Origin of the sequence: Mycobacterium sp., assembly GCF_044223235.1 — a bacterium.
Lineage (GTDB): Bacteria > Actinomycetota > Actinomycetes > Mycobacteriales > Mycobacteriaceae > Mycobacterium.
Genome location: NZ_JBGAME010000037.1, coordinates 1 through 24024 on the forward strand (window position 1 = coordinate 1; position 24024 = coordinate 24024).

General features: G+C 67.0%; 18 protein-coding genes and 5 pseudogenes. 10 read left to right on the forward strand and 13 right to left on the reverse strand.

The annotated features are described in order from the left end of the window. Positions 1-301 (forward strand): annotated as a pseudogene (locus ADBZ6K_RS24980) (peptidoglycan DD-metalloendopeptidase family protein); the annotation flags it as partial. A gap of 135 nt (positions 302-436) precedes the next feature. On the opposite strand, the gene ADBZ6K_RS24985 reads toward ADBZ6K_RS24980, so the two are convergent. From ADBZ6K_RS24985 to ADBZ6K_RS25010, 6 genes are all read right to left on the reverse strand, one after another. Then, positions 437-1339 carry a tyrosine recombinase XerC gene (locus ADBZ6K_RS24985; protein WP_526351837.1) on the reverse strand — a complete coding sequence of 301 codons (903 nt, stop codon included), beginning with the start codon at positions 1337-1339 and terminating at the stop codon, positions 437-439. Between the two features lie 44 nt (positions 1340-1383). Continuing rightward, positions 1384-2544: an alpha-hydroxy-acid oxidizing protein gene (locus ADBZ6K_RS24990; protein WP_526351789.1), complete on the reverse strand. Its 1161-nt coding sequence runs from the start codon at positions 2542-2544 to the stop codon at positions 1384-1386. 21 nt (positions 2545-2565) lie between these two features. Continuing rightward, positions 2566-3420 carry a siderophore-interacting protein gene (locus ADBZ6K_RS24995; RefSeq protein WP_526351791.1) on the reverse strand — a complete coding sequence of 285 codons (855 nt, stop codon included), beginning with the start codon at positions 3418-3420 and terminating at the stop codon, positions 2566-2568. A gap of 179 nt (positions 3421-3599) precedes the next feature. After that, entirely contained in the window at positions 3600-4742 is a 1143-nt protein-coding gene (gene dprA, locus ADBZ6K_RS25000) for a DNA-processing protein DprA (RefSeq protein ID WP_526351793.1), read from the reverse strand. Then, complete coding sequence (locus ADBZ6K_RS25005) at positions 4739-6250, reverse strand: YifB family Mg chelatase-like AAA ATPase (RefSeq protein ID WP_526351795.1); 1512 nt, start codon at positions 6248-6250, stop codon at positions 4739-4741. Before ADBZ6K_RS25005 ends, dprA begins: the two co-directional genes overlap by 4 nt. Then, complete coding sequence (locus tag ADBZ6K_RS25010) at positions 6250-6618, reverse strand: YraN family protein (protein WP_526351797.1); 369 nt, start codon at positions 6616-6618, stop codon at positions 6250-6252. Before ADBZ6K_RS25010 ends, ADBZ6K_RS25005 begins: the two co-directional genes overlap by 1 nt. 211 nt (positions 6619-6829) lie before the next feature. Here ADBZ6K_RS25010 and ADBZ6K_RS25015 point away from each other — a divergent pair, with 211 nt between their 5' ends. The 9 genes and pseudogenes from ADBZ6K_RS25015 to ADBZ6K_RS25055 all read left to right on the forward strand — a co-directional run bounded on the left by ADBZ6K_RS25015 (position 6830) and on the right by ADBZ6K_RS25055 (position 16317). Further along, entirely contained in the window at positions 6830-8281 is a 1452-nt protein-coding gene (locus ADBZ6K_RS25015) for an aminotransferase class I/II-fold pyridoxal phosphate-dependent enzyme (protein WP_526351799.1), read from the forward strand. Positions 8282-8394: 113 nt separating this feature from the next. Next, the gene (locus tag ADBZ6K_RS25020; RefSeq protein WP_526351801.1) at positions 8395-8643 is read left to right on the forward strand and encodes a hypothetical protein; all 249 of its coding nucleotides are present in this window, start codon (positions 8395-8397) and stop codon (positions 8641-8643) included. Between the two features lie 297 nt (positions 8644-8940). Further along, positions 8941-9661, forward strand: a pseudogene (locus ADBZ6K_RS25025) (flavin-containing monooxygenase); the annotation flags it as partial. Next, positions 9655-10042: pseudogene (locus tag ADBZ6K_RS25030) on the forward strand (DUF1028 domain-containing protein); the annotation flags it as partial. The pseudogenes ADBZ6K_RS25025 and ADBZ6K_RS25030, both read left to right, overlap by 7 nt. Before the next feature lie 17 nt (positions 10043-10059). Continuing rightward, positions 10060-11195 (forward strand): annotated as a pseudogene (locus tag ADBZ6K_RS25035) (M20 family metallopeptidase). After that, entirely contained in the window at positions 11188-12600 is a 1413-nt protein-coding gene (locus tag ADBZ6K_RS25040; RefSeq protein ID WP_526351803.1) for an aspartate ammonia-lyase, read from the forward strand. Before ADBZ6K_RS25035 ends, ADBZ6K_RS25040 begins: the two are co-directional and overlap by 8 nt. Positions 12601-12631: 31 nt before the next feature. Next, entirely contained in the window at positions 12632-13402 is a 771-nt protein-coding gene (locus ADBZ6K_RS25045) for a hypothetical protein (RefSeq protein WP_526351805.1), read from the forward strand. A gap of 575 nt (positions 13403-13977) precedes the next feature. Continuing rightward, entirely contained in the window at positions 13978-15447 is a 1470-nt protein-coding gene (locus tag ADBZ6K_RS25050) for an amino acid permease (RefSeq protein WP_526351807.1), read from the forward strand. Positions 15448-15585: 138 nt separating this feature from the next. Beyond that, a complete protein-coding gene (locus ADBZ6K_RS25055) occupies positions 15586-16317 on the forward strand; it encodes an IclR family transcriptional regulator (RefSeq protein ID WP_526351809.1) in 732 nt (243 codons plus the stop codon). Here the strand turns inward: ADBZ6K_RS25055 and ADBZ6K_RS25060 are convergent. The 7 genes and pseudogenes from ADBZ6K_RS25060 to ADBZ6K_RS25090 form a co-directional block, all read right to left on the reverse strand. Continuing rightward, positions 16307-17074, reverse strand: coding sequence for an IclR family transcriptional regulator (locus ADBZ6K_RS25060; RefSeq protein WP_526351811.1), 768 nt, complete (start codon positions 17072-17074; stop codon positions 16307-16309). The two genes, ADBZ6K_RS25055 and ADBZ6K_RS25060, sit on opposite strands and share 11 nt — an antisense overlap. 10 nt (positions 17075-17084) lie before the next feature. Then, complete coding sequence (locus tag ADBZ6K_RS25065) at positions 17085-18092, reverse strand: trans-sulfuration enzyme family protein (RefSeq protein ID WP_526351813.1); 1008 nt, start codon at positions 18090-18092, stop codon at positions 17085-17087. 86 nt (positions 18093-18178) lie between these two features. Beyond that, a complete protein-coding gene (locus ADBZ6K_RS25070) occupies positions 18179-19153 on the reverse strand; it encodes an EamA family transporter (protein WP_526351815.1) in 975 nt (324 codons plus the stop codon). Between the two features lie 314 nt (positions 19154-19467). Further along, positions 19468-20391 (reverse strand): LysR substrate-binding domain-containing protein, encoded by a 924-nt coding sequence (locus tag ADBZ6K_RS25075; RefSeq protein ID WP_526351817.1) that lies wholly within the window; start codon positions 20389-20391, stop codon positions 19468-19470. Positions 20392-20772: 381 nt separating this feature from the next. Then, positions 20773-22221, reverse strand: coding sequence for a biotin carboxylase (locus ADBZ6K_RS25080; protein WP_526351819.1), 1449 nt, complete (start codon positions 22219-22221; stop codon positions 20773-20775). Between the two features lie 119 nt (positions 22222-22340). Continuing rightward, positions 22341-23414, reverse strand: coding sequence for a serine hydrolase domain-containing protein (locus ADBZ6K_RS25085; RefSeq protein WP_526351839.1), 1074 nt, complete (start codon positions 23412-23414; stop codon positions 22341-22343). A gap of 336 nt (positions 23415-23750) precedes the next feature. Continuing rightward, a pseudogene (locus ADBZ6K_RS25090) lies at positions 23751-23930 on the reverse strand (PucR family transcriptional regulator ligand-binding domain-containing protein); the annotation flags it as partial. Positions 23931-24024 lie beyond the last annotated feature (94 nt).

Genomic DNA, 24024 nt, shown 5'->3' on the forward strand with positions numbered 1-24024 from the left:
GGTGTACGCGGCGGCCGCCGGCGTCGTGGTGTTCGCCGGCGAGTTGGCGGGGCGCCCGGTGATTTCGGTCGCGCACCCGGGCGGGCTGCGCACGAGCTACGAACCGGTACGCGCGATGGTGCGCGGCGGGCAGGCGGTCGCGGCGGGGACGGTCCTCGGCGAGCTGCAGGCCGGGCATCCGGGCTGCTCCTCGGGTACCTGCCTGCACTGGGGTGCGATGTGGGGCCCGGCGTCGCGAGCCGACTACGTCGACCCGCTCGGCCTGTTGGCCTCCACCCCGATCCGAATCAAACCCCTCTCCTGACCTGGCGACTTTCCGCGAACGTGCGTGCCTGTACACGACACGCCGCGCTCGGGCGTACAACAGTGCACGCTCGCGGGAAGGGGTACAGGCGGCCGGCGTTAGCGACCCTGGTTTCTGGCTCGATGGATGAGGTCAGGCGCGCGGGTGCGCCTGGTCATGGACGGCGCGCAGCCGCGCCACCGTCACATGCGTGTACAGCTGAGTGGTGGCCAGTGTCGAATGGCCCAGCAGCTCCTGGACGATGCGCAGATCGGCGCCGCCCTCGAGCAGATGGGTGGCGGCGCTGTGGCGCAGTCCGTGCGGGCCGATGTCGGGTGCGCCGTCGACGGCGGCGATGGTCTGGTGCACGACGGTGCGGGCCTGCCGCTGGTCGAGTCGACGACCGCGGACACCGAGCAGCAGCGCCGCACCCGACTGCGCTGTGGCCAGCGCGGGACGGCCCGCGGCGAGCCACGACATGAGCGCGGCGTGAGCGGGCCCACCGAACGGGACCGTGCGCTGCTTGTTGCCCTTACCGAGCACCCGCAGCAACCGCCGGCTGGTGTCGACGTCGTCGACGTCCAGTCCGCACAGTTCGCTGACCCGGATCCCCGTGGCGTACAGCATCTCGACGATGAGCCGGTCCCGCACAGCAAGCGGATCTCCTTGCTGTGCACCGGAACCCGCCGCGGCCATCGCATCGAGGGCCTGATCCTTGCGCAGTACGGCGGGCAGCGTGCGGCGGGCCTTGGGCATCTGCAGTCGTGCCGCCGGATCGGCGGTCATGAGCCCGCGCCGCGTCGCCCATGCGGTGAACGTCTTGACCGCCGACGTGCGCCGGGTCAGCGTCGTGCGTGCGGCGCCCGTGGCGGCCTGCTGCGCCAGCCACGACCGAAGCATCGGCAGGCTCAAAGCCGTGATCCCGGCCCCGGGCACTCGGTCGGCGACGTAGCCGAACAACGAACGAAGGTCACCGAGATAGGCGCGCCGGGTGTGATCAGAACGGCCGCGCTCGAGCGCGAGATACTCGTCGAAATCCCCGAGGATCGCCTCGATGTCGGCCTGCACTCCCCCACCGTGGCAGACGATCGAAAGCCCTCTCAGCCGACGCGCCGCAGCGTGTCCGGAGTGAGATCGGCCAGGGTGGGATAGCCGTCGACCGCCATGATCAGGTCGGCCTCGGCCAGCAATGAGCGCAGCACGTGCACAACGCCGTCGGTCCCGCCCAGTGCCAGACCGTAGGCGTAGGGCCGACCGACGCCCACCGCCGTCGCACCCAGTGCGAGGGCCTTGACGATGTCGGCACCGCTGCGGATGCCCGAGTCGAACAGGACCGGCAGGTCACCCGCCGCCTCCACCACCGCGGGCAGACAGTCCAGCGCCGGCAGTCCGCCGTTGGCTTGTCGGCCGCCGTGATTGGAGCAGTAGATGCCGTCGACGCCACCGTCGCGCGCCCGCCGGGCATCGTCGGGGTGACAGATGCCCTTCACGATCAGCGGCAACGTGGTCAGCGACCGCAGCCACGGAAGGTCGTCCCAGGTCAAGGCGTTGCCGAACAGGCCGGCCCATCGCAGCACGGCGGCCTGCGGGTCGATGTGCGGTGGTTGATCCAGGCCGGCCACGAAGACCGGATCGCTGGTGTAGTTGGCCAGGCAGCGCCCGCGCAGCTGCGGGAAGTTCGCCGTCGACAGATCCCGTGGCCGCCATCCGGTCACCCAGGTGTCGAGGGTCACGATGATTCCGCGGTAGCCGGCGGACTCCGCCCGGCGCACCAGGCTGGCGGCCAGCTCCCTATCGGTCGGTGTGTACAGCTGGAACAACCCCGGCGTGTCACCGAATTCGGTGGCCACGTCCTCCAGCGGGTCCTCGGTCAGGGTGGAGACGACCATCGGTACACCGGTGCGCGCCGCGGCACGGGCGGCCGCAAGGTCGCCATGTCCGTCCTGGGTGCAGATGCCGGTCACTCCGATCGGCGCCATGAACACCGGGGACGGCAGCGTCACACCGAACATGGTGACCGACAGGTCGCGCTCGTTGGCGCCGACGAACATCCTGGGTATCAGTCCCCACCGATCGAAGGCGGTTCGGTTGCCACGCTGGGTGTGTTCGTCGCCCGCACCGCCGATGACGTATGACCACACCGACGGCGGCATGGCGGCCTTCGCTTTGGCCTCCAATTCCGCGAACGCCATCGGAAAGGCCGGTTGGATTCCGGACAACCCTTGCAGATAGATCTCGAACTGGTAGTCGCCGTACCCCACCAGCCCAGCATGCCAGTGCGACTAGGTCTGCTGACCCGCTTCCGCCTCGGCCAGCTCGCGCTTCCACTGGCGGAACGTCTCCTCCGTGCGGCCGCGGCGCCAGTAACCCGAGATCGACGACGCCCACTTGGCATCGACGCCGCGCTCCTTGCGGATGTAGGACCGGAGGTTGTGCATGACGGTCTGGGCCTCACCGTGAATGAACACCTGCACCTGGCCGGGCAGCCACTGTGCGCCCTTCACCGCATTGATGAGTGGGGAACGGTCACCGGCCAGCTCGTCACTGACCAGATCTGCGCGACCGCCTCGATGGATCCAGGACAGCGTCATCCCCTCGGGCACGTTCAACGCGATTTCGTCGTCGACGCCGCCGACCTCGACCAGCACATGGCCGACCGCGTCGGCGGGCAACGCCTCGAGTGCGGCACCGATCGCAGGCAGTGCAGCCTCGTCGCCGGCGAGCAGATGCCAGTCGGCGGCCGGATCCGGGGCGTAGGCCCCGCTGGGACCCATGAGGTACGCCGGGTCGCCCGGCTGAACCTGCGCGGCCCACGGACCTGCCACCCCGTGATCGCCGTGAACGACGAAGTCGATCGCGATCTCACCGGTGGCCGTGTCGACCCACCGCACGGTGTAGGTTCGCACCGCCGGCTGGTGCGCGGCGTTGACGGCCTGGAAGCTGTCCAGGGTCAGCGGCCGTGGCAGTGCGGCCACATCCACGCTGGGCGAGACGACGACGACCTTGACGTAGGCGTCGGTGAAGTCGTTTGGCTTGAACGTGTCAAAGCCGTTGCCGCCCAGCACAACACGCACCATGTGCGGTGACAGTTGCTCGGTGCGCACTACCTCGAACGTGTGGATCGGACGTCCTGCCACCGTTCCTCCCAAAGCTCGGCACCGCCATCGGCACGTGGTCTCGACTATACGGAGGACATAGATTCCGTGGTGGGCCATCGTCGGGCGCCCGCACCGGCTCGCGCCCCCGTCTCGCTGAACCCGCGCCGCGCGGATGGGCTCTGCCGCCCACCGCATGTATCGTCGTCGCGCCTGCAGGCTCATGGTTTTCCGTCGGTGCGAGAAGCGATCCGCCAGCGCCCGTCGCTGCGCTGCACCAGGCCGGCGATCTCGAGCATCGCCAGCGGTGCCAAGAGCCCCTCGGCGGGAATGCCGGACGTCACGGCGATCTCATCGACGGTGCGCACACCTCGCGACGGCAAGGCCTCGTAGACCCGCCGTTGCTCATCTGACAGTGCATCCAGCGGTGAGGACGGATGCTCGAGTTCCTCGGCCAGTTCACCGGCCCGGCCCGCCAACTCCACGACCTCGTCGGGGCGGGTGACCAAATGTGCTCCGCGGCGAATCAGGGCGTGACAACCGGCCGACGCCGCCGAGGTGACCGGCCCCGGCACCGCACACACCACCCGGCCCAGCCCGTCCGCCCAGGCCGCGGTGCTGGCCGCACCGCTGCGCAGCCCCGCCTCGACGACGACGGTGACCCCCGACAGCGCCGCGACCAGCCGATTGCGGGTGAGGAAGCGGTGACGCGCCGGCCGCACCCCGGGCGGGTATTCGCTGACCACCAAACCTCCGACGGCGATCCGGTGCAGCAACGCCGAATGTCCTGCGGGATAGGGAATGTCGATGCCCCCGGCCAGGACCGCCACCGTTATCCCGTCGGCGGCAAGGCTGGCCCGGTGCGCAGCTCCGTCGATCCCGTAGGCCGCGCCCGAGACCACCGCGACATCGCGCTCGACGAGGCCGGCGGCAAAGTCCGATGCGACATGCTCACCATAGGCAGTCGCCGCCCGGGTGCCGACAACCGCCGCCGAACGTGCCGCGACCTCGTCCAATCGAGCAGGGCCCAGCGCCCACAGCACCAGCGGGGCACTGCCATCCGCTCTGCGGCGCATCGGTGCCGAGCCGAAGGAGGTGAAGGCCAGATACGGCCATTCGGCGTCGTCGCGGGTGATGAGGCGACCGCCGCGCCGGGTCAACAGGTCGGTGTCCTCTGCCGCGCAGTCGATCCCGCAACGGGCCTGCACGTGAGGCACGACATCGTCGGGCGCGCCGCCGCGGCGGATGGCGTCGGCGGCCTCCACCGGGCCCACCCGCGCCGTGAAATCCGCCAGCGGCGCGCACGGTGGCTCGGCGACCCGTGACAGGTACGCCCAGGCCCGCAGAACGTCCCCGCCGCTCATCGCGCAGCACCGCCATCGCGGAAGCTCAACGCAGTGGCTACGTCCTCGGGACTCGGTAAGCCACGGCCTGCCAGATCGGCAAGAGACCAAGCGACCCGCAAAGTGCGGTCAACGCCCCGAACACTGAGCAGACCACGGTCCAATGCCATGCGCAGGGGCGCCATCGCTTCACGGCCGGGGCGAAATCCCCGGCGGAGCACCGGGCCGGGCACCTCGGCATTTGTGAGCACTCCCACGACCTTCCACCGCTCGGCGGCCGCCTCGCGCGCCGCAGCGACACGTGCGCGGACCGTGGCGGTCGACTCGTCGGCGCGATCGCCGAATGCCGTACCGCGCACCCGATGCATCTGCACCCGTAGGTCGACGCGGTCCATCAGAGGACCGGACAGCTTGCCCAGGTAACGGCGCTTGACCACGGCCGCACAGATGCAGTCACGCGGGTCGGCGGGCGCGCACGGACACGGGTTGGCGGCCAGCACGAGCTGGAAGCGGGCCGGATAGCGGGCGACGCCGTCGCGGCGTGCGAGCCGGATCTCACCGTCCTCCAACGGCGTTCGCAATGCCTCCAACGCGCTGACACCGATCTCGGCGCATTCATCGAGGAACAGCACACCCCGGTGGGCACAGCTGACCGCGCCGGGTCGCGCCATCCCGGCACCCCCGCCGACGAGCGAGGCCACACTCGAAGTGTGGTGCGGCGCGATGAACGGTGGCCGGGTGATCAACGGGGTGTCCTCGGACAGCAGCCCTGCGACCGAATGAATCGCGGTCACCTCGAGCGCCTCACTGTCGGTCAGGACTGGCAACAGTCCCGGGAGTCGTTGGGCCAGCATTGTTTTGCCGATACCCGGCGGACCTGTGAGCATCAGGTGGTGTGCACCCGCCGCGGCCACTTCGACGGCGAAGCGCGCCTGCGACTGTCCGACCACATCGACGAGATCGGCCGTGGTGACCTCGGCCCTCTCCGTCGCCGAGACGCGCTCGGCGAGCCGTCCCGATCGGTCCAGCCACGCAATGAGATCGTTGAGTGAGGCCACGCCGAGCACCTCGATGCCATCGACGAGACTGGCCTCGGCGAGATTCTCCATCGGCACGACGACCGGGCAGCGCCCTTCGCGCCGTGCGGCGAGCACCGCGGGCAGCACACCGCGGACCGGCCGCACCCGGCCGTCGAGTGCCAATTCACCGAGCAGCAACGCCTTGTCGAGGCGGTCCCACGGCGTCTTGCGCCCCGCCGACAACACTGCCGACGCCAGGGCCAAGTCATAGACCGAACCCATCTTCGGCAGCGTGGCCGGCGACAGTGCCAACGTCAGCCTCGACATCGGCCAGTCGTGATTGCAGTTCGTGATCGCCGCGCGCACCCGATCGCGGGACTCCTGCAGCGCCGCGTCGGGCAGACCGACCAGATGCACCCCGGGCAGTCCCGAGCTGATATCCGCCTCGATCTCGACGATGACCCCGTCAAGACCCCGTACCGCCACCGAGAATGCCCGGCCCAGCGCCATCACGCCACTCCCCGGAGATGAGTGATCTCCGGAGTGCGCGACCGGCCGATCCGGACCCGGACGACGTCGATGCGCACCGCCGGCCAGTGGCCGTCCTGTCCGGCCAGCCACAACCCGGCCAGCCGCCGCAGCCGCCGCACCTTGTCCGGCGTGACCGCCTCCTCGAGGCCGCCGAAGCCGTCGCCGGTGCGGGTCTTGACCTCCACGAACACCACCGCACCTGCGGCCCCGTCGACCGCAATGACATCCAGTTCGCCATAGCGGCACCGCCAATTCCGCACCAGCACGCGCATTCCCAGCGATTCCAGATGGCCGACGGCCAATTGCTCACCCAGCGCCCCCACTTCGGCGCGCGACAACGAATCCATGACCACACCGTGCGAACACCGACCGACAGGCAGGACCGCACCGGCCGACCCGCGGGCCGCGGCGAGCGAAGTTATCCCCAATCTCGCCTACATCCACAGGCACGTGTCACCGAGGGCATTCACCGGGGACATCACGATCACGGGTATGTGCCGATGGCCTACCGTTGCGCCATGACCGCCGCGCCGACGGCCGCCCAGCAGGAATCCGCGCATGCCGACTGACCCCCGCGGCCTGCGTTCGGATGCGCCACTGCTGGACGCGTGGCTGCGGTTCCACGAGGAGGCGCCGACGCCGTTCACCATTCCCGGGCACAAGCAGCGCCGCGACCTCGTCGGCGACGTCATCGCCGGCGACGTACCCCTCTACGCAGGCCTCGACACGATGAAACTCAGCGGTGGCGTGCTGGCCGAGGCCGAGACCCGCGCGGCGCGGCTGTGGGGCGCTGACGGCTGCCGCTTCTCCGTGGGCGGCGCCACCCATGTCAACCAGGCGCTAGCCCTCGCGATCGCCGAAACACACAGCAACACAGCGGATTTTGCATCGCCGGGGAACGGTTCGGTTGTGGTGAGCCGCACGCTGCACCGGTCGATGCTGATCGGCCTCGTCCTGGCGGGGCTCACCCCGGTATGGGTCAAGCCGGAGATGGACGCATCGACCGGCCTGCCCCTCGGCGTCGCACCCGCAACCGTCGCCGACGCGCTGCGCAGGCATCCCGAGGCGCGGGCGGTGTTCGTCGGCGATCCGTCCTACGTCGGCACCGTCGGCGACGTCGCCGGGCTTGCCGATGTCGTCCACTCCCACGGCGTGCCGCTGATCGTGGACGCGGCGTGGGCGGCGCACTTCGGCTTCCATCCCGACCTGCCGCGTCACGCCCTGCAACTCGGCGCCGACGCGATGGTCGTCAGTGCCCACAAGGCCCTACCGGCGTGGAGCCAGGCGGCGCTGGTTCTCGTGCGGGGTGAGCGGATCGATCCCGCCCGGCTCGACGCGGGCGTGGAGGCCACCCACACGACGAGTCCCGCGGGCGCGATCCTGGCGAGCATCGACGCCGCCAGGGCGCTGGTGGAACGCGATGGAGAATCTCTTCTGGCAGAGGCGCTCTGCGCTGTCCGCGCCGCCAGGGACCGGCTGGTGGGCATCGAGGGCCTGGTCGCCCTCGACGGGCCCGCGGTCGACCCGCTGAAGCTGACACTGGTGCTGCCGGGCACCGGGGCCGATGGCATCGCCGTCGAGAACGATCTGCTGGCGGCCGGACTGCCGGTCGAGGCGGCGGAACGCGACACCATCGTCGCGCAGGTCTCGCTGGCGGACACAGCAGGATCGCTCGGACGGCTCACCGACGCGCTCGTCACGTCACTGGCGCGACGCCGCGGGCCGCCACGACCGATCGCCACCGGCGCGGCATATCTGGTGGATCCGGTCACCGCGATGCCGCCCCGCGCAGCGTTCTTCGCGCCCAGCGACACCGTCACACTCCGCCAGAGTATTGGCCGTGTCAGCACCGAACTCGTCGCCCCCTACCCACCCGGCATCCCCGTCCTGGCGCCCGGGGAGGAAGTCACCGGCGCGGTCCTCGACGCGCTGCGAAAGGCCCGCGCCGACGGGGTGCGGATTGCCTACGCGGCAGACGCCACGCTGGCGACGCTGAGGGTCGCGCGCTGAGGGTCGGGCCGCCGCGTTCGTGACACGATCCGGAAACGGACCCGACACGATCGGTGCACGACACGGGCGCGCCTTACCGCCAAGTCTCAACCTCCCGTTTACCCTTAGCGATCGTGACGGCTTTGCTCGCCCCATCGCTGGCGGAACTGGACTTCGAGCCCGAGATCCTGTGTGTCTCCCACAAGTTCTGCCATCCGCACGACCATCCGGCCACCTGGTGGATCACGCTGTCGTGCGGTTGCCCGTACCCGATGTGCGAGCGCGCGCTGAGGATGGCGAATCTGCGGCTGAAGGCACGGCCGCTCACCTGCCGGCTCTGCCAGTGCGACCAGATCGCGATCCGCTCCGTCGTCCGCATCTAACGAACGGCGCCCGCAGGCATCGACTTCGTCTGCACGCCAGGGGAACCGACCGGCCGAAACAGCCGACGGATCGCCGCGACCGGCCCGGGTGACCGATCCCGGCGAACAGGCCCGGATATGATCTGATTTTCCGATCCAATGCATCGGATCTATGTGCTGTACAGATGCCACCGACCGCTGAATGATGGACTCAACGAACAAGCAGCGGAGGATCACCTGTCCACCGAAGAGGCCGCCCAAGCGGCCACCCAGGAGACCGAGGTCCTCATCGTCGGTGCCGGTCAAGCCGGGATCGCGATGAGCGAGCATCTCGGCCTGCAGGGCATCCCGCACCTCATCGTGGAACGCGATCGCATCGCCGAACGCTGGCGCTCCCGGCGCTGGGACTCGCTGGTGGCCAACGGCCCCGCGTGGCACGACCGGTTCCCGGGCCAGGAGTTCAACACCGACCCCGACGCATTCGCCACCAAGGATGAGGTCGCCGACTACCTGGTGTCCTACGCGGAGAAGATCGACGCGCCCATCCGCACCGGCGTCGAGGTGACCTCGGTCCGAAAGATCTATGGCCGCAACGGTTTCCGCGTGGAGACCTCGGAAGGAACGATCGACGTACGCTGCGTGGTGGCCGCGACGGGACCGTTCCAGAAGCCGATCATTCCGGCGGTGGTCCCGGACAACGCAGGCATCCACCAGCTTCACTCGAACTCGTACCTCAACCCGCAGCAGCTGCCCGCCGGAGCGGTCCTCGTCGTGGGGGCGCGCTCGTCGGGAGTGCAGATCGCCGACGAACTGCAGCGGTCCGGTCGCCAGGTCTACCTCGCCCGTCGACCCGCACGACCGGCCGCCGCGAAGCTATCGCGGCCTCGACTTCTGTTGGTGGCTGGGTGTTCTCGGCAAGTGGGACGCGGCAGTACCGCCGCGGGGCGCCGAGCACGTCACCATCGCCGTGAGCGGTGCGCGCGGCGGACACACCGTCGACTTCCGGAACCTGGCCGCCGGCGGTATCACGCTGCTGGGACACACAGCCTCGGTGTGCACACCCACCTCCAGGACGACCAGGCGGTGGCGGCGGGCAACCTGCTCGCCGACGAGGCGGTGATCGCACAACTGCTGGCGGGCTATACCGGCAGCACCGCGGCATCGTTCGAGACGCCTGCTCGACGGGCTGGGCGCCGCACTCGCCGCGGGCGGCGAAGCCGGGCCGGTGCACTCCGCGGGTCTTCTCGTGGTGGAGGATGTTCCGTGGCCGGTGACCGACCTGCGGGTCGACAACGCCGACGATCCGATCGGCGACCTGACCGCGCTGTGGACGGTGTGGAAACCACAGAAAGACGACTACCGGGTGCGCGCCCTCGACCCGACCAGCGCGCCGCCCTACGGCGTGCCGGGGGACCGGTGACCACCGTCGACCGCACCATCGCCGACGGCGTTGCCAGCGCACACCGGGAGCTGGTCCGGCTGTCCCGCGACCTCTACGACCACCCCGAAACGGCCTGGGAGGAAGTCCGTTCGGCGCGGCGGGTCGCCGGACAGCTGACGACAACGGGCTCGGCGTCACCGAATCCTACTGCGGCCTGGACACCGCCTTCGCCGCCCGGATCGGCGGCGGCGACCTGCATATCGCGCTGTGCGCAGAGTACGACGCACTTCCCGGCCTCGGACGCGCGTGCGGCCACAACCTGATCTCCGCGATCACCGTCGGTGCGGCGCTGGCCCTCGCACCCGCCGTCGACGACCTCGGTCTCACGCTGACCGTGATCGGCACGCCGGCCCAGGAAGGCGGCGGCGGCAAGATCGAACTGCTCGAACGCGGCGGCTTCAGCGGACAGCACGCCGCCGCGGTGGTGCACCCCGGCCCCGTCGATGTGGCCCGCGCACGCCCGTATGCGTTGTCGCACAGCCGTATCGAGTACCGCGGAAAGTCGGCGCACGCCGCGGCGTACCCGGAACGGGGTATCAACGCCGCCGACGCGTTCACCATCGCGCAGGTCGCGATCGGGCTGCTCCGTCAGCAACTGCCCTCCTCCGTTCGGGTGCACGGCATGGTGACCCGGGGCGGGGAGGCGCCCAACGCCATCGCCGAACGCACCGAGGGACGCTGGTACGTGCGCGCCGAAACGCTAGCCCAGCTGGCCGAGGTCGAGCCGAGGGTGATGCGCTGCTTCGAAGCCGGGGCGCTGGCCTCCGGAGCCGAGCTCACGGTCACCGCGGAGTCCAGGCCATACGCGGAGTTCCGCACCGAGCTTCTCTCTTGCTACCAACGACGGGCGTCCGCCGCGGGCAGGCGCTTCGGCGAGGGGCCCGACACCATGATGGCGCGCGCATCCACCGATATGGGTAACGTCTCCCAAGTGCTGCCCGCGATCCATCCCTACATCGGCATCGACTCGCTGCCCGCGGTCAACCACCAACCCGAGTTCGCCGCCGCCACTCTCACCACTGCGGCGGAGACCGCGATCGCCCAGGGCGCACTCGCCCTGGCGGGCACCGTCGTCGACGCCGCCACTCAACCGCACCTCCGCCACCGACTGCTGGAGCCCAACCATGTCTAACGTCCGCATCGAACACGATCTGCTCGGCGACCGCGAGATTCCCGCCGAGGTCTACTACGGAGTCCACACCGTACGCGCACTGGAGAACTTTCCCATCAGCGGCGTGCCCATCTCGCGCAACAGCGACCTGGTGGTCGCTCTCGCCTCGGTGAAACAGGCTGCCGCGGAAGCCAATCGGGAACTCGGACAGCTGGACACCGAGATCGCCGATGCGATCGTCGCGGCCTGCACCGAGATCCGTGGCGGCGCGCTGCACGACCAGTTCGTGGTCGACCAGATCCAAGGCGGGGCAGGCACATCGACGAACATGAACGCCAACGAGGTGATCGCCAACCGGGCGCTGGAGATCCTCGGCCACAGCCGCGGTGAATACCACATCGTGCATCCGCTCGAGCACGTCAACCACGGACAGAGCACCAACGACGTCTACCCCACCGCCGTGAATGTCGCGATGGGGATGGCTACCCGCTCCCTGGAGCGGGCTCTGCGGGGACTCGCCGAACGCTGCACGGTCAAGTCCCTCGAATTCGCCGAGATGCTCAAGCTCGGGCGGACCCAGTTGCAGGACGCGGTACCGATGACGCTCGGCCAGGAATTCGGTGCCTTCGCGGTGACCATCGGCGAGGACGCGGACCGGCTCGGGGAGGCATCGGTCCTGATCGCCGAGATCAATCTGGGCGGCACCGCCATCGGCACCGGACTGAACGCACACCCGGCGTACGCGGCCCTCGCCTGCGATCGGCTCCGCCGCATCACCGGGCTGCCGCTGACCACCGCCGGGAACCTCGTCGAGGCGACCTCCGATGTCGGCGCTTTCGTCCAGCTGTCCGGTGTGGCCAAACGCACCGCGGTGAAGTTGTCGAAAATCTGCAACGACCTGCGACTGTTGTCCTCGGGCCCGCGGGCCGGCTTCGGCGAGATCAACCTTCCGCCGGTGCAGGCCGGCTCCAGCATCATGCCGGGCAAGGTGAACCCGGTGATCCCCGAAGTCGTCAACCAGGTCGCGTTCGAGGTGATCGGCAACGACCTCACCGTCACGATGGCCGCCGAGGCCGGACAACTGCAGCTCAACGCCTTCGAGCCGATCATCGCCAGGGCGCTGCTGTCCTCACTGACGCATCTGACGGCGGCGGTGGACGTGCTGGGCGAGCGGTGCATCCAGGGCATCACCGCCAACCCCGCGCACATGCGCGACACCGTGTTGCGTTCAGCCAGCATCGCGACCGCGCTCAACCCGCTGCTGGGTTACGAGGTCGCCACCGCGCTTGTCACCGAGGCCATCGCCACCGGTGAGTCCATCCCCGAACTGGTGCGGCGTTCCGGGCTCCTCGACGAGTCGGTCCTGGCCCAGGTGTTCAGCCCGGAAAACCTGTGCAGGCCAAACGATCAGAGATCGGCGGAGTGAGCGAGAGGCTGGTAGGGCCTACTATCCCGTCATGCATTGGCTGCACGGCTGGTGGCAGGGCGAGATCGTCGACGGATACAAGGGGCCGCTGCTGCTGTCCTTCGTCGCGTTCGTCGTGACCTTCCTGACCACCCGCACCATCACCCGGCTCATCCGTGCGGGTAAAGGACCGTTTCACAACATCAGCACCGGCGGGGTGCACATGCACCACTCCACACCCGGTGTAATCCTGCTGATCGCAGGCGGATTCATCGCCGTCGGCTCGCCGCCGCTGTCGCTGTTCACCTATGTGGGAGCGTTGTTCGTCGGTGTCGGCGCGTCGCTGGTGCTGGACGAGTTCGCGATGATCTTCCGCCTCCAGGACGTGTATTGGACGCAGGAGGGCCAGCTTTCGGTGAACGTGGTCACCTTGGCCGGTGCCTGCGTCGGCCTGGCCACGGCTGGCATCTCCCCCATCAAACTCGACGAGATGCCCGCATCCGTTGCGGCACTCCGGTTCGCCGCGGTGGGAGCGCTGCTGCTGCACTTCGTGCTCGTCGCGGTGACAGCGCTCAAGGGCAAGTACCCGACCGCTCTGATCGGGCTGTTCGTCGCGCCGGTCCTCTGGCCCGCGGCCGTCCGGCTGGCACGGCCGACGTCACCATGGGCTCGCTGGTTCTACAACACTGAGAAGATCGAGCGCGCCCGCCGCCGCGCCGCCGAGTTCGACAAGCGGTGGGGGCCGGTGCGGCGGCACTGGGACGATCTCATCGGCGGCACCCCGACCCAGCCCGACCCGACCGCCGCGCCGGCTCAGCACTGAACTGGCTGATTCGCGCACGCCGCCGGGTAGTCCACGGCCCCACGGATCCCGTGTCACGTCGCGAGCGCAACCGGGCAGGCAGGCAGGCAGGCAGGCAGGCAGGCAGGCAGGCAGAGTGATTCTCCGTGACCGACTGAGTGTGATCACCTGAGTTGGCCCCAGTTGGGTCGTTGTTCTTCACGAATTTTGGCTCCACCCTGGATGCGATTTCCACGTCAATCGTCGTCCGCCACGAGGCGCGTGGGCTGCGCGACGGAGACATCCGCGCGCTGGACCCAGACAGGGCGGCGTGAGCACTCCGGACGTAACCCGCGCGCGGCCGCTAAATTGCCTGACCTCCACCCGGCGTGGTCGCCCACCTCCCAATCGGACTTCGACGTTGACGCCAAATTCTCGGGGCGTCATGCCACGCGCACGCTGACGTGATCGCGGACCTTCCGCAGTGGGCAGTGTCAGCACGCAACACACCCGAAACAAAGTGAGCATTATTAGCAATAATATTTGCATAGGGTGTCAGGGATGTCAGTGGCGGCTGCTCGGCTGCCACGCACCTGAGAATTCAAGTGAGGTTAGAGATGCGTTACTCCACGGAGGACACCCCTGAAATTCATCTGCCCGCCGACGCACCGCCACAGCTGCGTCGGGCCATGACGGCGAGGCACCTAACGATGATTGCCTTGGGCGGGGTGATCGGCTCTGGGCTGTTCGTGAGCTCGGGCTACACAATTTCCACGGCCGGTCCGATCGGCGCAGTGCTCGCGTACGCGTTGGGAGCGTTCGTGGTGTACATGATCATGGCCTGCCTGGGCGAGCTGGCGGTGGCCTATCCGGTCTCCGGCGCCTTCCATATCTATGCGTCGCGCTCCATCAATCCCGCCACCGGCTTTACTACCGCATGGCTGTACTGGTTGACGTGGGCGGTGGCGATCGGTTCGGAGCTCACCGCGGTGGGACTGCTTATGCAGCGCTGGTTTCCCGGCGTAGCAGTGTGGATCTGGTGTCTGGTCTTTGCTGCGGTCATGTTCGGCGTGAACGCCTTTTCTGCGAAGGTTTTCGGTGAGGCAGAATTTTGGTTCTCTCTGGTCAAGGTCGTAGCGATCCTGGCGCTCATCGTGCTCGGCGGTAGCGCTCTGCTTGGGTTTCACCCGCTCAGCTCAGGACCGTACCCCGCGCTGTTGGACAACTTCATCACTTCTGACGGCCTGTTCCCCAACGGCATCGGCGGCGTAGTCGTGACGGCACTGGCCGTGTTCTACGCTTTCAGCGGCTCAGAGCTGATCGGAGTTGCGGCGGGCGAAACCGAGGACCCGGGAAAGAACATTCCGCGCGCGCTTCGCTCGACCGTCATTCGCTTGACGGTGTTCTTCGTCGGTTCGATCGCGGTCATCGCCGCCACCATTCCGTATGACGAGGCCGGTTTGGACGAGAGCCCGTTCGTGACGGTCTTCGAGTCGATCGGCATACCATATGCCACCGACGTCATGAACTTTGTCATCATCACGGCGTTGCTGTCGGCAGGCAACAGCGGCCTGTACTCCTGTGCTCGCATGCTGTTCTCGCTGTCAAGCGAAGGTCACGCACCGAAGTCCTTCCTCAAGGTCACGCGTCGCGGTATCCCGATGGTGGCGCTTGGGATCAGCATGCTGGGAGGGTTGGCCTCGCTGCTATCGAGTGTCGTTGCCGCGCAGACGGTTTACCTGGTATTGGTGTCGATCGCCGGGTTCGCCGTCGTTGGAGTGTGGATGTCGATCGCGGCCTCGCAGTTCTTTCACCGCCGCGCATTCCTGCGTGCCGGCGGAGACCCGAACACCCTGGCGTATCGTGCGCCGTTCTACCCAGTGCTGCCGATCCTGGCGTTCACCCTTTGCCTGGTATCGATCGTCGCGATCGCTCTCGACCCAGCCCAAGTCGCGGCGCTGTACTTCGGTGTCCCGTTTGTCGTCGGCTGCTACGGTTACTTCTACTTGCGGCATGGACGTGGAACGAGGCAGGGCCCCGCGAGCATCGCGCACAAGGTCGGGCCCCGGGCGGACGATCTCGGATAGTCGTGGCAACGCTGGCCGCGCAGTACCCGGGTGATAATTGCCTGGGCTGCGCGGCCACCGGCGTTAACGAGCGTAGTCTGTGGACAATTTGTCGACGGATGGAGTTGCCACGTGTCATCGCCCTCGGAGCAGTCGTCGGTGACCCGTGGGTTGCGCATTGTTCGGCTCGCGCTGGATCGAGAACGCATGGGCCGCGGCGGTTTCGGCGTTATCCGGGCCGCGGACGAACTCGGGATGGACCGGAGCCGTGTCTCGCGTCTCTCGCAGGAGCTTGTCGATCTAGGTCTGCTGGAGAAGGCCGACGCCGGCGCGTTACGGGTGGGGCGCGCGTTCCTCTCGCTGGCCGGAACGTTGAACAGGACATGGACGCGTGCTGCGCGGGTTCCCTTGCGGCGGCTGGCTTCCGAGTTTGGTGTGATCGCGCGCTTGTCGGTGCGGCTCGATGAGCGCGTGCTTTTGATCCGGTCGGAAGGCTCATCCGGGGTCGACGCCACCGACTGTCCCGGCATGATAACCCCAACGTGGTGCACCGGTGCGGGCCGAGCGCTGCTGTGGGACCACAGCACAGCGCAGCTCGCTGACTTGTTCGCCGACGTGGAGTTTATCGGCGTTGGCGGCCCGGATACCGTGCACTCCGTCGACGAGCTCGTGCAGCGTATGGAGCGCGACCGCCTGCGCGGCGTGGTCGACGCACGCGAGGAGTTCGAGCAGGGGGTAGCTGAACTCGCCGCCCCTATTCGCGACGAATCGGGTCTGGTGGTCGCCGCGATCGGTGTCGTCGGCCGGGTCGACGATGTTGTGGCCCGGCATCGTCGACTCGTCCCGGCGCTCATCGCAGCGTCCGTCGACCTGTCAAATATCAGCTCGTAGGGGCGCCTATCATATCTTCGAGCCGGCGTGCGCCCTCGATCAGCGCGGGAGCACACTGGGCGACCCTCGGCTGCAACCGCACCTTCGGAGCCACCACCTGAAGCGCGGCAACCACTTCCCCGCGGAAATCGCGGACCGGCGCGGCGATTGAAAACAGTCCGGGTTCTGCCTCTTCGTCGATGATCGAATAGCCGCGTTCACGCGCTGCGTTGAGGCGACCCAGGAAGTCGTCGACGGACCGGGGGGTGTTAGGGCCGCGCGGGGTGAACTCGGTGCCGGCGAAGACGGCCCGGACCTCGTGATCATCCGCATCCCACATCAATGCCTGCCCTGCGTCACTGCAGTACGCGGGGTACCGCCGCCCGATCCAGGAGCCGACAATGCGGGAACTGGGAGGGACCGACTCGGCGATGGTGACGGTGCTGCCCGCAGACAGTATGCCTAGATAGCAGCCCAGATTCGTGTCGGCGGCGAGTCGCTCGAGAGCGGTAAGCCCGTCGGTGCGTAACCGCCGATTGGTGATTGCCTGGGCGTCGGCGTAGACCTGCCAATGCAATTGGAATGCACGCCGACTGACATCTTTGGTGAGCAACCCTTGTCGCTCAAGCGACTTCAGCGCCCGCGAGACTTGACTGCGGTCGCGGTCGAGGGCGGAAGCGACATCGTGCACCGTGCACGGACCATCCCCCGCACGCGTGCGCGCCGCGATTGCCGCGAGGACGTCCAGGCCTCGTCCCATGCTCGAGCCACCAGCCACAGCCCTGACCCTACCGAAGGCGGGTCCCGCAATTTCGTAGCAGCGATCGATTCAGGTCGTCCCACAGATCGTCGGCCCCTTCGATGCCGACCGAAAGGCGGATAAGCGACTCCGGTATGTCGACTGACTCGCCAGTCCAGCGCCGCCGACGCTCCAGCAATGAACCGACATCCCCGAGGCTGGTCGCGTTGGTCCAGATCTCCGTCTGCGCGCAGACGTTGTCTGCGTCATCAGCCGAGCCATCCACCTCAAAACTGACCATAGCGCCGATTCCCGGGTAGTACACACGGGTCACCGCCGAATGGCTGCGCAACCGCTCGGCGATCACCCGGGCGTTGTCTTGCGCACGTTCGACGCGAAGTGCCAGGGTGCGCACACCTCGGATGACGAGAAAAGTCTCCAGGACACCTGGTGTGCAGCCACGAAGCCCGCGCTCCTCGCGTAGGCGGTTCATCACCGCCTCGTTGTTCGAAACTGTTACACCCATCAGCGCGTCCGAGTGGCCTCCGAGGTGCTTGGTGGCCGAGTGAACGACCATGTCAGCGCCCATGTCGAGCGGCTGTTGCAGCACCGGGGTGGCGGTGGTGTTGTCAACCACGACGATGGGTCCGCCACGCGGAATTCCAGCGCAGATAGCCGAGATATCGGCCAGCTCCATCGTCGGGTTCGTGGGCGACTCCAGCCATACAACATCTGCCCCCTTGGCCGCGGCCAGCACCGCGGCGGTCGATGTCACGTCAACCGATCGCAGCTGGATTCGGCCCCGGGATTGCCAGCCGCGCAGGAATCCAAGCGTTTCGAAGTACGCGTGGTGGGGTGCGACGACAATTCCGCGCTCGGAAACAACCACATCCAGCAGAGCGGTGATGGCTGCCATGCCCGACGGGTAACACACCGCCCATCGGCCGCGCTCGAGTTCAGCGATGGCGCTCTCGAAAGCGTCCCAACCGGGGTTCCCATAGCGCGTGTATTCGTTGTCGCCGCCGGCGTGTAGCGCAGAAGCGGGTGTGATGCCCACGCTGAAAGGTTCTCCTGGCCGGCGGGGCGGCCGGCCCGCGATGACCGTTGTCGTGGCAACTGAAAGGGGGCGTTCGCCGATGTGCGTCATGCGAGTAACTCTCCCGGATTCATTGTCGGCTTACAGGTCTGTCGGCTTCGCCGACGATGGGCCAATCGGGCGATCCTGCCGAGCGCCCAAGAACGCGCACCGAACGTACTTGTGACGACCACGCCGCTGACGACGATCGCTCCGCCGAGCAGTTCGACCATAGTCAGCGGCTGTCCCAGCAACAGGCCGATGATTACTGCGAACACCGTAATCAGGTTCAGGAAGATTGCGGCAGCCGAAGGCGCGACATCGCGCAGCGCCATGTTCCACAACACGTAGGAACCTACCGACGGCAGAATCGCAATGAAGAGTAGCGCGCTCAGCGGCGCCACTTCCGTTGGCACCCGCGCGCCGGTAGCAAAGGCGACAGGTGCCATCGCGACCGCGACGACCGCTGCCTGCGCCGCCGTGGACGCTATCGGCGGCACCGAGGTGAGCTTGCCACCGTAGATCGAATACAGACTCCACACGACGACTGCCCCCACCATCAACAGCTGACCGAAGTTGAAGTCCAGAGTCACGACGGTGCGCAGCGAACCGTGGCTCAGCAGGACCAATACCCCAACTAGGCTCACCGCGATACCGAGCGCACCGGCCAGCCGGACCCGGTCACCGGTCAGTACCACCGCCAGCAACGCCATCACTGCGGGGTTCGCGGCGTTCACCAGCGACGCTCCGACCGGCGTGGTAAACCCCAGTGCCAGGTACAGAAACAGGTTGTAGCCGATCATTCCGAGGGCGGCCAACATGACCAGTCGGGGCCACTCGGCAACGACTTGTCGCCAGTCCGGCTTCTCGATTAACTGAGCGACGACAATGAGCGGCACCACGGCGAGCAACCAGCGAAAGTACACGAGTGAAACCGGGCTCATCGCCGTTACGGCCACGCCGCTCATGATGTAGTGGCCGCCCCACAAGGCGGTCGCCAACACCATGAACGTCGTCGACCTCGCGCGCATCATGTCCTCCATTCGCAGGCGCAACCCAGCGAGTCCACGCCAGCCGCCTTGTGCATATTACGCAATCGTAATTGCTAATAACGACGCACGCGAGTCGACTGCCCGATCGCGCGCTCGCTCACCGCCGACGACGCGTCGGTGTGCCCGCGGCTAGCCGCTTGAGGATCGACTTTCGACAATTTGTCGGTGATGTGAGGTTCGGCACAACGCGTCAGATGAATTCGGATCGTAGGGTTCGGTTTCCCCACCGGTGTCAACGGAGTGCTGCGCCCTCGCATGAATGGTTGGGCGGCGGGTGTACAGGAACTGGGATGTCTAACCCCTACCTAACCCGAACTACCCTGATCGGCGAAGATGGCCCTGGCGGCCGTGGCGACCGCGCGCGCACGGGCCGTCGTCCGCACCGATTGCAGCTTCGCCAGCACAATCGGCAGGCCCGGCAGTTCATCGCGGATGGCTACGGTGGTCACCGAACCCCCGCCGTAGGTCTGGCTGTGCGCCGGCATCTGATTGAGGATCGAGAACCCGTGCCCGCGGGCAACCAGGCCCCGCACCGCTTCGTAGCTGGCCGAACGGTACCGGACGTTAGGCGTCACACCGGCTTTGGCGAGGATCGCCTCGAAATAGTCCCTACTGTCGGGGAGGTCGAGCAGGACCATCGGTTCGTTGTCCAATTCGGTCAGCCGGATCGATTTCCGTCTGGCCAGCCGATGGTCGGGCGGTAACGCCACATACGGGGCGGCGGTACCCAGGTACTCGGCGTCGACGCCCGCTCCCAACGCCAGGTCGTAGGTCAGCGCCAGTTCGACTGTGCCGTTGCGCAATACAGTGCGGACCTCGTCGGCCGAGATCTCGACGACCTCGACTTCCAGGTCGGGATGGCGCTCGCTGAGGTCGGAAAGCAGGCGTGGCAGCACGAACGGGGTCAGGGTGACGAAGCAGGCTAGCCGAACTGTCCCGTGCACCTGGTCGACGCGCCCGCTGGCGTTGTCGAGCACCTCGTCGAGATGTGCAAGCAGGCCCTGGGTATCACGGAGCATCTCCTCGCCGGCGGCGGTGAGGGCCAGGCCGCGGGCGCGGTGCCGGATGAACAGCTGGGTACCGATCTGCTGCTCGAGCTGGCTGATAGCGGCCGAGACCGCCGACTGTGCGATGTGCAACTCGTCGGCGGCCTTGGTCATCGAGCAGTAGGTGGCGGCTTTGACGAAGTACCGCAGCTGGGTGAGCGTGACGTCAGGACGTCGGCGCATGCTTGGCACTCCCTAACCGTGTCGGACCCCCAGCATTACAGCTGCGCGGTCTCCCTACCACACCCCACCCGGCCCCTCTTGAGGTGCGAATTTCGTGACCGCCGTCTGCGCGGGCGACTTCGTCGACCCGCGTGGCCAGGCAGCGGCGCGCCTCCACGCATTCAGTGACCATTACCTCCACGGGCGGCCGCGGATGGGAGCGCACACTCGCGACATGCTTGCGGAACCGGCTGCTCGGGGGGCGCGCCGACGTTTCATTCCTCACGACGACGCAGCCACCCGTCTTGCTGCCCCATCCCAATTCGACGCGGCACCCGACGTTGACGCCGGTCAGCGGCTGCGCATGCGTCCCTCGGCTGCGAACGATCGCGCCCTTCCGGATTACTTGACGTAGGCGATCGGCATGACCGCCGGCGGTGACGGCAACGGCTCGGAAACATACATCTTGCGAATACCGTCGATATAGCGGTGCGCGCGCGGCGTGAGTTCGGCGGAGGTCTGCATGCGGCCCTTTGTCACCAGAATGCCGAGATCGGCTCCGTGGAAGCGGAAGTCGCCCGTGCTGTACACCCGCAGGTAGAACGCTTCGTCCTCGCCGCTGAGATCATGCCAGTCGTTCGTGATGCGGTCGAAGGTCAGCGTGCCGTCCTCGTTCAGGTGATAGGCCCCGGTCGTCGGTGCGTCCAGGATGCGTTCCACCGAGTCGTTCGGTTCCTTCATGATCAGCTGCGCCCACACGTCGACCGCGGCGAGCTTGTGCCAGCGATCGTTGATCTCCTCGACGTCGATCACGTAGTCGACGTCCATGAACTCCAGCAGGTGGAACAGGAACAGCGGCACGTCGGCGTACGCACCGGCTGTCACGTTCGTCATCGACGACGCCCCGGAGATCCTGGGGTTGAGCTCACCGAGGTACACCTCGTCGTTGTCGAGGTCGACGAGCACGTCGACCTCGAGGAACCCTCGATATCCCTCCTGGGCCAGCCGGGCGCCGAGCCTGCGCACATGGCTGATCGCCACCTCGCGCTGCTCCCCGGTCAGGGCGTCCGGGTACAAGTCGTTGCCGCACCAGCCGCCCTTGTATGGGGTCAGTTCGGGATATCCAGTCAAGTCAGTCATGAATGGGCCGACGACCGTCCCGTGTCTGGTGATGCATGCCTCCACCGCGGCGGCCCGGTTGTTGATCCGCTTCATCACCTTCAGGTCCTGGCCGACGATGTTTTCCCGGTGGTCATCCCAGTCGGCCTCGGATTTGATGAAGAAGGTGGTCTTCCCCGAGTCACCATACGGTGTCTGGACCACGAGATCGCTGCCCAGGCCGTGTTCGGCCGCAAGCGACGTCAGTTGCGGATAGTCATTGGCGGTCCCGAGCACGTTGGGCACGGACGGGGCGCCGGCCTCGTTGCCCAGCTGAGTGGTGACGATCTTCGAATCCAACTGTCGCCGAAGCGAATCCGACGGCAGGATGAGCCGGTAACCAAGCTCACGACATATCTCCTCGGTCTCCTCGTCGAAGAACACCATGGCGATCATCGGCACGCCGCCGCGGCGGCGCAGGTGCTGTTGGACCTCTGGGTCGCGCAGCAGATAGTTGTTGATCTGCTCGCTGGACTCGAACTCGACGTAGGGTTTGTTACGTGGGGAGAAGACCCGCGGGTGTTCACCGTCCCACGAGTCGTAGTAGGCGACATAGCCGAAGTTGCGCACCCAGCGATCGATGCCCAGCAGATTGAATGCGGTGGGTCCGAAGAAATAGATCGGCTGATCGTTGGTGCGAAAGAACGTTCGAATCTCGGATATTCCGTCGAGAACTGAATCGTTGCCTGCCATCCAATGCTCCTGTGGAGTCGGGGTTGATTTCGGGTGTTTACAGTACTGCGGTCTCATTCGATTGCTCAGCGCTGCAATGATTTCAGCGGCCAGCGCGGGTGGCCAAAGCAACTTTTCGATCACAGAAGGTTTCCATTCTCACGTGTCGGTGTCCGTTCGGACAATCCGGTGCGACTCAATCCCGCCACCACGCCACGCAACCGGTGTCTGTCGCCGGTGCGCGGACGACCAGCCAGCTCGCTGCCGATGGCGTCGAACGCACGCAGGGTGTCCTGCAGGAAAACCTGATTCTGAGGCTGCGGCCAGCTGGAGAACTTCACGCACACAGTCCGGGTGCGGCGGCTGACATGGAGAATCTGGCCATGAATGCCCAGGGCCAACAACACATCCCCCTGCTCACCGGGCCGGAACCAGAACTGGTTTCGGTACCACCCGCCGGGCATCGAGTGCTCGGCCGGCGATGCGGCGAACGCTGCCCGCGTGTCAGCGTCGACCGCCCAGCTGATCCGAATCCACCGGGGGTCGATGACGGTCCGGGTACCGCGCTCGGCATCCGCAACCGAGCCGTCGTCGAGCAGGACCTGCCCGAATCGTGCGATGTCCCTTGCGGTGGCGAACAGCCCACCGTCATGGACGGCGGTTCCCAGTGCGTCGCAGAGCAAATACGCGTCGTTCTCAGCTCCCATCGGCCGCCACACCAGTTCGGAGATCAGGTCGGCCATCCGGATGCCTGCGGCGCGCTCGCACACCCAACCAAGCACGTCGGTCTCCACCGAGCGATATCGGAATGGGCCGCCGTGCGCGCCGTCGGCCGCCAACTGACACAAATAGGCGTACAAGCCCCGGCTGGAATCCCCTGGGGTCCAGCCCAGCCAACGACCCAGCATTCCGATATCCGACTCGGGATCGTCGTAGTCCTCCCGGAAACGCACTCCGCTGCGCATATCGAGAACGTCGCCGACAGTGGCACCAGCATATCCACTATCGACGAGTTCCGTTATGTACGTGGTGATCTCAGCTGACCTATCGAGTGTTCCACAGACACTGAGTGCCGCGGCGACGCACCCGACCACGGACTTGGTCACCGACATCAGTGAGTGCGTGGCGTGTGGTCCACCCTCCGGGCCGTACCATTCGGCAACCAACGCGCCGTCCTGGACCACGACGTAGGCATCGGTGAAGGTCGCCGCCATCACCTCGCCGACCGTGCTCACGCCGCCGTTGACGCGACGGAGCGCAATATCAACGACATTCGTTGGTGTTGGTGCCCAACCGATTTCGCGGACACGGTCCAAATCATGCGTAACAGACTGGTGCGGCAGGAATTCCGGCGCGTGCCAAAGCGCCCACCGATTGTACGGCGGAACTTGCCAGTTGTGCGGCCCGATCCCGCTCGTATCCAACGGATCCCGGACGTCACTAACGATCAGCTCGCTACCTCCGCGCAGTGCGGCGCGGGTAATGCGTCCCTGCGTCACGGCTGCGGCCCGCAGCACGGCATATTCGAGTTCAGCCAACCGAGCTGTCACCGTCTTGATCACAGCGGCGAACGGTGTTGAGTAGGGCACCTCCACGACGATCAACCCAAGATCGGTTGCGGCGGTCAGTATGGGCTCGGGTATCGCTTCGAACGACAAGCCGGTTCCGAAACCAACTGCGCTGAACCCTGATTCGACGAGGTGAGCGAGGTAGCGGTGCCGCGCGGGCCGGCTTGCCGACCAGGGCGAGCCCGGTCGTCAGCACCAACTCATTACCCGAAAGCCATTGACCCGGTTCGACAAGCTCTGTCGGGTGGACGAAATC

Coding starts and splice junctions, on each gene's coding strand:
- ADBZ6K_RS25085 (WP_526351839.1), bottom strand. CDS start 23,414: ATGGCGGCGACCTTCACCGATGCCTACGTCGTGGTCCAGGACGGCGCG.
- ADBZ6K_RS25040 (WP_526351803.1), top strand. CDS start 11,188: ATGTCTAACGTCCGCATCGAACACGATCTGCTCGGCGACCGCGAGATT.
- ADBZ6K_RS25015 (WP_526351799.1), top strand. CDS start 6,830: ATGCCGACTGACCCCCGCGGCCTGCGTTCGGATGCGCCACTGCTGGAC.
- ADBZ6K_RS25045 (WP_526351805.1), top strand. CDS start 12,632: ATGCATTGGCTGCACGGCTGGTGGCAGGGCGAGATCGTCGACGGATAC.
- dprA (WP_526351793.1), bottom strand. CDS start 4,742: ATGAGCGGCGGGGACGTTCTGCGGGCCTGGGCGTACCTGTCACGGGTC.
- ADBZ6K_RS25050 (WP_526351807.1), top strand. CDS start 13,978: ATGCGTTACTCCACGGAGGACACCCCTGAAATTCATCTGCCCGCCGAC.
- ADBZ6K_RS25080 (WP_526351819.1), bottom strand. CDS start 22,221: ATGGCAGGCAACGATTCAGTTCTCGACGGAATATCCGAGATTCGAACG.
- ADBZ6K_RS25010 (WP_526351797.1), bottom strand. CDS start 6,618: ATGGATTCGTTGTCGCGCGCCGAAGTGGGGGCGCTGGGTGAGCAATTG.
- ADBZ6K_RS25075 (WP_526351817.1), bottom strand. CDS start 20,391: ATGCGCCGACGTCCTGACGTCACGCTCACCCAGCTGCGGTACTTCGTC.
- ADBZ6K_RS25070 (WP_526351815.1), bottom strand. CDS start 19,153: ATGGAGGACATGATGCGCGCGAGGTCGACGACGTTCATGGTGTTGGCG.
- ADBZ6K_RS25005 (WP_526351795.1), bottom strand. CDS start 6,250: ATGGCGCTGGGCCGGGCATTCTCGGTGGCGGTACGGGGTCTTGACGGG.